Raw genomic sequence first — 633 nt, 5'->3', positions numbered from 1 at the left:
CAAAGTCGGCGATAAATTCACACTAGATAGCGACTTACCAAAAGGTGAAGGGAACCAAGAATCCGTTGGTTTGGATTACAAAGAACTGCCTCAAGATGTTTCACCGAACGACATTCTACTGCTTGATGATGGCAGAGTTCAATTGCAAGTCACCAGCGTAGAAGGAAATAAAGTCCATACCCGTGTGACCGTTGGTGGTCCATTATCCAACAACAAGGGCATCAACAAAAAAGGCGGTGGCTTATCAGCCGATGCGCTCACGGAGAAAGACAAAGCTGACATCATCACTGCCGCAGAAATTAAGGTCGACTATTTGGCCATTTCTTTCCCACGCAATGGCGAGGACATGCACTATGCCAGACGCTTGGCCCAGGATGCCGGCTTAGAAGCAAAACTCGTCGCAAAAGTAGAACGTGCAGAAACCGTCGCCACAAGCGAGTCGATTGACGATATCATCCTAGCTTCTGACGTCGTGATGGTCGCTCGCGGCGATTTAGGTGTTGAGATTGGCGATCCTGAGCTGATCGGTGTTCAGAAAAAACTCATTCGTCGAGCTCGAAGTTTGAACCGCGTTGTCATTACTGCAACTCAAATGATGGAATCGATGATCAATAGCCCAATGCCAACGCGTGC

General features: G+C 48.3%; 1 protein-coding gene. It reads left to right on the top strand.

Annotated features, from left to right (window positions below; genetic code table 11):
* Nucleotides 1–633: pyruvate kinase (locus R7R78_RS27290; protein WP_263856332.1), on the top strand; the 633-nt coding region annotated here is incomplete at both ends.

The organism is Vibrio sp. 2134-1 (assembly GCF_033339495.1).
The sequence above is the reverse complement of the archived record's forward strand: the minus strand, read 5'-3'. Positions and strand labels throughout refer to the sequence as shown.